Raw genomic sequence first — 5,771 nt, 5'->3', positions numbered from 1 at the left:
GCGTCCTTGATACTGGATAGATCCTGGCCTTCAAGCTTTTGATTGACCGGGTGCATGATCATCACTGGGCGCAGATCGTTGATCCAGAAATATTCGTTCTGGCTATAGCGCAACCCTCGGATGGCGGCTTGTGCTTGTTGTTGAGCCTGTTCGCGGTTGAGTTTTCCTGCGACTTCCTGATCGTGAAAGTAGGTGAGGATGCCACTAACGGTTTCGACTAGATGATGGGTTTTCTCTGTTTTACCGGCATACAAGTCGGTGTGGACTTGCTTGAGCATCAGCATTCCAAGCACCAGCAGCATACATACCGCGACCACCAGAATTAGCCACAACCGACGGCTGATCGACATACTGCGCAAGCTGCTCATGATGCTCCACTCCCTAACGTTTATTGTTATCTGTTGTCATGCAACTGCATCGATGCCTGCGCCACACTGTCCATGACGCCTTGTGATTACAAGGTGCCTAACAGGGTCTCGGCCCCATGTGGCCAAACATGAGAGGCTCACACCTTTTTCACGTCTGTGTGGGCAAACTCAGGCCCGATTCAGATAGAACGACTCGCAAGCAGTTAATAAACATACTAATAAGGCCTGCCACGAGCATGGCCTGATGGGGGAATGATGGATCTTTGGACCGCCGCACAAGCGACGATACTTGGGGTTGTTGAAGGGCTGACGGAGTTTTTGCCGATTTCCAGTACGGGGCACCAGATTATTGTCGCGGACTTGATTGACTTTGGTGGCGAACGGGCAATGGCGTTCAACATCATTATCCAGCTCGGGGCAATTCTCGCTGTGGTGTGGGAGTTTCGGCGAAAGATCTTTGATGTGGTTACCGGGTTGCCCAGGCAACGTGAAGCTCAGCGCTTTACGCTCAACTTGATCATTGCGGTGTTGCCAGCAGTCGTTCTCGGGATCATGTTTGCTGACTTGATTCACCAATACTTGTTCAATCCGATTACGGTCGCCACGGCGTTGGTTATCGGCGGGGTAGTCATGTTGTGGGCGGAGCGTCGTGACCATGTGGTGCATGCCGAGACCATCGATGAGATGACGTGGGTCGATGCGCTGAAAGTCGGTTGCGCGCAATGCCTGGCGATGATTCCGGGCACCTCACGCTCTGGCGCGACCATTATAAGTGGGCTGCTGTTCGGTCTTTCGCGCAAAACTGCTACCGAGTTTTCGTTCTTCCTGGCCATGCCGACCATGGTGGGCGCTGCGGTTTACTCGGGCTTTAAATACCGCCACCTGTTCCAACCGGAGGATTTTCCAGTCATTGGCATTGGCTTCGTGGTGTCGTTTATTTTCGCCATGATCGCGGTGCGTGGTTTGCTCAAGTTCATTGCTAGCCACAGTTACGCAGCGTTTGCGTGGTATCGGATTATTTTTGGGTTGTTGATTCTGGCCACGTGGAAGATTGGCTGGATCGACTGGGCGTCAGCGGCGGCGTAACGGACCATGACGACTGATCAACGTGCACGTTCGAGTTCGGCTAAACAGCCGGTGCAGCGCGTGCGCCTCAAGCTATTTGTCCTGCTGGGGTTGTGCGCATTGCCGGTGTTTGGGGCATTGTCGATGTGGGTACGGCATGTCTCAGTCATTCCCGCGTGCTTGTACGCAGCGATGAGTATTCTGAGCTTCTTTCTCTACTGGCGGGATAAACACCAGGCGAGAAGCGAAGGTTGGCGTACCCCCGAAAAATTCCTCCACGGCGCTGAGTTGCTCGGCGGTTGGCCGGGCGCGCTGCTGGCTCAGCAACTGTTTCGGCACAAGACTCGCAAGGTTTCTTATCAGACAGTCTTTTGGCTGATTATCGTCCTGCACGAACTGTTCTGGATTGATCGGTTGCTGCTGGGTGGTCGGTTTCTCGCCCGACATCTTTACTGATCAAGCTTCAGGCCTATCTGTCGAATCTTGGGCAGCTTGCTCACCACTAGTTGATGGGAGCGCGTCAGCAGGTCGCGCAGTTCGTTATCACTCAAAGGGTAGGGCGGGGCGATGCTGATCCAGTAAGCGCGAGCCAGGTAAGGGGCTGGACGAATGCCGGGGCGGTCGACATAGCCCAGGAACAACTCGGGGCCGATCTTGAACGACAAGCCCATGCCCGCCAGATCGAGTACCGCAAACATCTTGTTTTGCAGCACGGAAAATACCCGGGTGCCGCCCCATTTGTAATCTTCTCGTGCGCCGGGAAGTGTCAGGCAAAACTGTGCAACCTGTTCTGGACTCATCAATTAGCTCCTTTATAAGTGTCGTTGGCCTTTACGCGTCAGGTCCGTTGATGTTGGCAAACGCTGCACTGATGTGGTTGATCCAGGCGCGCACAGCGGGCAGCGTACCTCGCCGCTGGGTGTAAGCCGCTTGTAAGTGGCCGCCAGGTAAAGACCAGTCAGGCAGGATCTGAATCAATCGGCCATCGGCCAACTCTTCGCGACAGTTCATCATAGGCAGCATGGTCAAGCCCAGGCTCCTCAATGCGGCTGTTTTACGGATGGGAAAATCATCGACGGCCAATCGCGCGTCCAGGGCTATTTCGCAGCGCTTGCCACTGCTGTGTACCAGTTTGAAGTGAACCTTACTGTCCGCTTCTATCGCGCCCAATACCGGAAGGCTCGCCAAGTCTTGAGGCGTGGTGATCGTATGGTTTGCCAGCAATGCCGGTGCCGCCACCAGAACGCCTTCGGCGGGCGCCAACTGACGAACGATCAGGCTTGGGTCTTCATCGCCGATATCCCTGACTCGTAATGCTACGTCGATCCCTTCATTGACCAGATCGACACGCCGGTTTACCAGCAGCATTTCGAACTGGACCTGAGGGAAGTTAGCGACAAAATCGCTGACCACACTGGCCAATTCCCATTGGATCAAGCCCACTGGGCAGGACACCCGAAGTCGGCCGCGAGGTTCTGCCGACAAAGAAGCAACGGCTTCATCCGCCATCTCTGCTTCCAGCATCATTGCCTGGCAGTGTTGAAGGTAGCGTTCACCTACCGTAGTCAGTGCCAATTTCCGTGTCGTACGTTGCAGCAAACTGGCGTTAAGGCGGGTTTCCAGTTCGGCGATCCGCCGGGATAACCGTGATTTTGGAATACCCAACGACCGCCCTGCGGCAGCAAACCCGCCGGCTTCGACCACTTTCACAAAGTAATAAAGATCGTTAAGGTCCTGCATTAATGGCTCCACTGTTCTATGAGTGGGACGAACTATCGCATTTCTGCTGACTAATCAGCTATTGGTTTGCACTGTAGGATTATCATCACTTGATCGCCCTAGTGGCGATTCTTACTTGGAGAGCTTCATGAAACTTCTGCATCTCGATTCCAGCATTCTTGGTGATCACTCTGCTTCCCGACAACTCAGCAATAGCGTCGTCCAGGCGTGGAAAGCGGTCGAGACAGACGGCCAAGTAACCTACCGAGACCTGGCCAAAGACGCGTTGGGCCATTTCTCTGCCGCCACACTGGCCGCCGGCGGTACACCGGGCGAAGCCCGCGACGCTGCGCAGCAAGCTGAAGTCGATAACAACGAGGCGATTCTGCAAGAGTTCCTTGACTCCGACGTGGTCGTGATCGGTGCGCCGATGTACAACTTCACGCTGCCGACTCAGTTGAAAGCCTGGATCGACCGGATCTCGGTTGCCGGCCGTACCTTTGCCTACGATGAAAATGGTCCAAAGGGCCTGTGCGGCGGTAAAAAAGTGATCATCGTTTCAACCTCTGGCGGTCTGCATGAAGGCCAACCATCGGGCGTTGGTCATGAAGGGTATCTCAAGTTACTGTTTGGCTTTATCGGTATTACCGATCTGGAATTTGTTTTCGCCCACGGCCTGGCCTACGGTGACGAACCCCGCGCCAACGCCATGACGGCGGCGAAAAAACAAATCACTGAAACACTGTTTGCCGCTGCGTGAACGCTCGTCTGATTTAAGCTTCACCGATGGAAACAAACTCCGCACCCCTGCGTCTTAAGACAATGGGCTGCGGAGTTTTTGCGTTTGGCGCCATTTGAGGCCGGAATTGCGACCGATCATCATTCTTGACGGACAATTGACAGGAAAGTCGGAGTCGTACCCAGTAATATTGGTGTCAGTAGCGTTGACGTGGAATCAGGGTCGGCGGCCCTTAAACAGATTTTCAACGTGTTTGGCCCGGCTTATGCATTATTTGTCGGGCAGCTACTCTTATCCTTGTCAGCACGCACAGTGTTGACGGTGCGGAGCGCGGAAACTCGCAGCGGACTGCACACATGAGTTATATGGATCTACAAAGGTGGGGCCTGACAATGGTACGTCTTTGTGCGGTGTTAGTGATTTGTATGTTCACAAGCCTGATTTCGGTGCAAGCCGAAGCGGTAGAACATTGGAATGCGGGTTTTCATAGACTGACGTTTCTGGATCCTCTGGATCTGCAGCCGATGCACGCCATCGCTTTTTATCCTTCTACCGATGAGAAAAAAATCAGTCTGGTCGACGGTTACCAGATTGAAGCGGGTGAAGACGCGGACATTGCCATGGGTCGATTTCCGTTGTTGATGCTGTCCCACGGCAATACCGGAACACCACTGGCACTGCACGATCTCGCAACCTCGCTGGCACGTAAGGGCTTTGTAGTGGTTGCGGTGATTCATCCCGGCGACAATTATCTGGACCACAGCCGCCTTGGTAGCCTGAGCAATCTTTACGGCCGCCCGCTGCAAATCTCGGAGGCTATAAGCGCTGCACTGATCGATCCGATGCTGTCTCCCTATGTCGACGCGCAGCAGGTGGGTGTGATTGGTTATTCCGCGGGTGGTGAAACTGCGCTTATCCTGGCAGGGGCCCAACCGGATCTGAAACGTTTACGCAAATACTGTATGGAACGTCCTCAGGACAAAGACGCCTGCAAAACTCAGGGCGAATTGGTAGCTGATCGGGACGATCTGCGCGCCGAGGCTGATCCACGAGTCGGTGCACTGATGCTGATGGCGCCGCTCACCTTGATGTTTGGACGCCAAGCGTTGGCAGATGTGAATGTGCCCGTGCTGATGTATAGCGGCGACGGTGACCAATTGCTAGCGCTGGATAAAAACGCCGAGGCGCTGGCGCGTAAGCTGCCTCACGCCCCGGAGTTCAGGTTATTGCCAGGCGCAGGGCATTTCGTGTTCCTCGCCCCCTGCACTGATGAACAGCAAGCGACGCAGGCAATCTTGTGCACCGATGCCGCAGGCGTAGACCGGGTTGATATCCACCGTAACCTGACGGCCGACGCCGTTCGTTTCTTCAATGAAACCATCGGCCAGCCCAGCCGCGCAGGTATGCAGACTGCTCATCAAGAGTGAATGTGTCAGGTGCTCACTAGAGACCTGAGGTAGTCCCCAAATCCGCCCACTGCCCGGCAGTCGAGTCGGGTGCTGGTGGTGACTTGGGGTCTGCAACTCCAGGCAATTCGTGCGCCGCACAGTTCCAACTGTTGAATCAACTTAACGTCTTCTTGACACTCCAGCGGCGGGAAACCACCGGCGCGGATGTAGGCAATGGCACTCACGCCGAGGTTGGCGCCGTGTATATGTCGATGACCTTCGTTGTGTTGATATGCCTGGTGGTAGCGAACTTGCGCTTCGAGGGGAATCTCTTCGTGCCACTGCCCCGGAATAACTGTGCCGCACACGGCGTCTGCTTCGAGGGCGAGTTGCTGTACCAGCCAATCTTCTGCAACGGTACTGTCAGCGTCAGTGCAGGCAATCCAGCGGGCACCCTGCTCAAGCAACGTTCGCGCGCCGGCCGCTCGGGCT

General features: G+C 55.0%; 8 protein-coding genes. 4 read left to right on the top strand and 4 right to left on the bottom strand.

Annotation, left to right across the window (positions count from 1 at the left end; genetic code table 11):
- Positions 1-368, bottom strand: a 368-nt coding sequence (locus M0974_RS27065; RefSeq protein WP_297844406.1) for a cache domain-containing protein, incomplete at its 3' end; no start/stop codon positions are given.
- A gap of 255 nt (positions 369-623) precedes the next feature.
- Between M0974_RS27065 and M0974_RS27060 the strand changes: the two genes are divergently transcribed.
- Together M0974_RS27060 and M0974_RS27055 are read left to right on the top strand one after the other, a co-directional pair.
- Positions 624-1,454, top strand: a complete 831-nt coding sequence (locus M0974_RS27060) for an undecaprenyl-diphosphate phosphatase (RefSeq protein WP_297844409.1) — start codon at positions 624-626, stop codon at positions 1,452-1,454.
- Positions 1,455-1,460: 6 nt separating this feature from the next.
- Positions 1,461-1,889, top strand: a complete 429-nt coding sequence (locus tag M0974_RS27055) for a DUF1294 domain-containing protein (RefSeq protein WP_297844403.1) — start codon at positions 1,461-1,463, stop codon at positions 1,887-1,889.
- On the opposite strand, the gene M0974_RS27050 is transcribed toward M0974_RS27055, so the two are convergent.
- Together M0974_RS27050 and M0974_RS27045 are read right to left on the bottom strand one after the other, a co-directional pair.
- Entirely contained in the window at positions 1,883-2,233 is a 351-nt protein-coding gene (locus M0974_RS27050) for an MmcQ/YjbR family DNA-binding protein (RefSeq protein WP_297844400.1), read from the bottom strand. The genes M0974_RS27055 and M0974_RS27050 overlap by 7 nt on opposite strands.
- A gap of 31 nt (positions 2,234-2,264) precedes the next feature.
- Positions 2,265-3,173 (bottom strand): LysR substrate-binding domain-containing protein, encoded by a 909-nt coding sequence (locus M0974_RS27045; RefSeq protein ID WP_297844397.1) that lies wholly within the window; start codon positions 3,171-3,173, stop codon positions 2,265-2,267.
- A gap of 127 nt (positions 3,174-3,300) precedes the next feature.
- Between M0974_RS27045 and M0974_RS27040 the strand changes: the two genes are divergently transcribed.
- On the top strand, positions 3,301-3,912 hold the full coding sequence (locus tag M0974_RS27040; protein WP_297844394.1) for an FMN-dependent NADH-azoreductase: 612 nt from the start codon (positions 3,301-3,303) through the stop codon (positions 3,910-3,912).
- Positions 3,913-4,283: 371 nt separating this feature from the next.
- Positions 4,284-5,318 (top strand): dienelactone hydrolase, encoded by a 1,035-nt coding sequence (locus tag M0974_RS27035; protein WP_297844392.1) that lies wholly within the window; start codon positions 4,284-4,286, stop codon positions 5,316-5,318.
- Positions 5,319-5,323: 5 nt separating this feature from the next.
- Here the strand turns inward: M0974_RS27035 and M0974_RS27030 are convergent.
- Positions 5,324-5,771: glycosyltransferase family 2 protein (locus M0974_RS27030; protein ID WP_297844390.1), on the bottom strand; the 448-nt coding region annotated here is incomplete at its 5' end.

Source organism: Pseudomonas sp. (genome assembly GCF_026224925.1).
Taxonomy (GTDB): Bacteria; Pseudomonadota; Gammaproteobacteria; order Pseudomonadales; family Pseudomonadaceae; genus Aquipseudomonas.
Note: the sequence above shows the minus strand (reverse complement) of the source record. Positions and strands in the feature narration are given on the sequence as shown.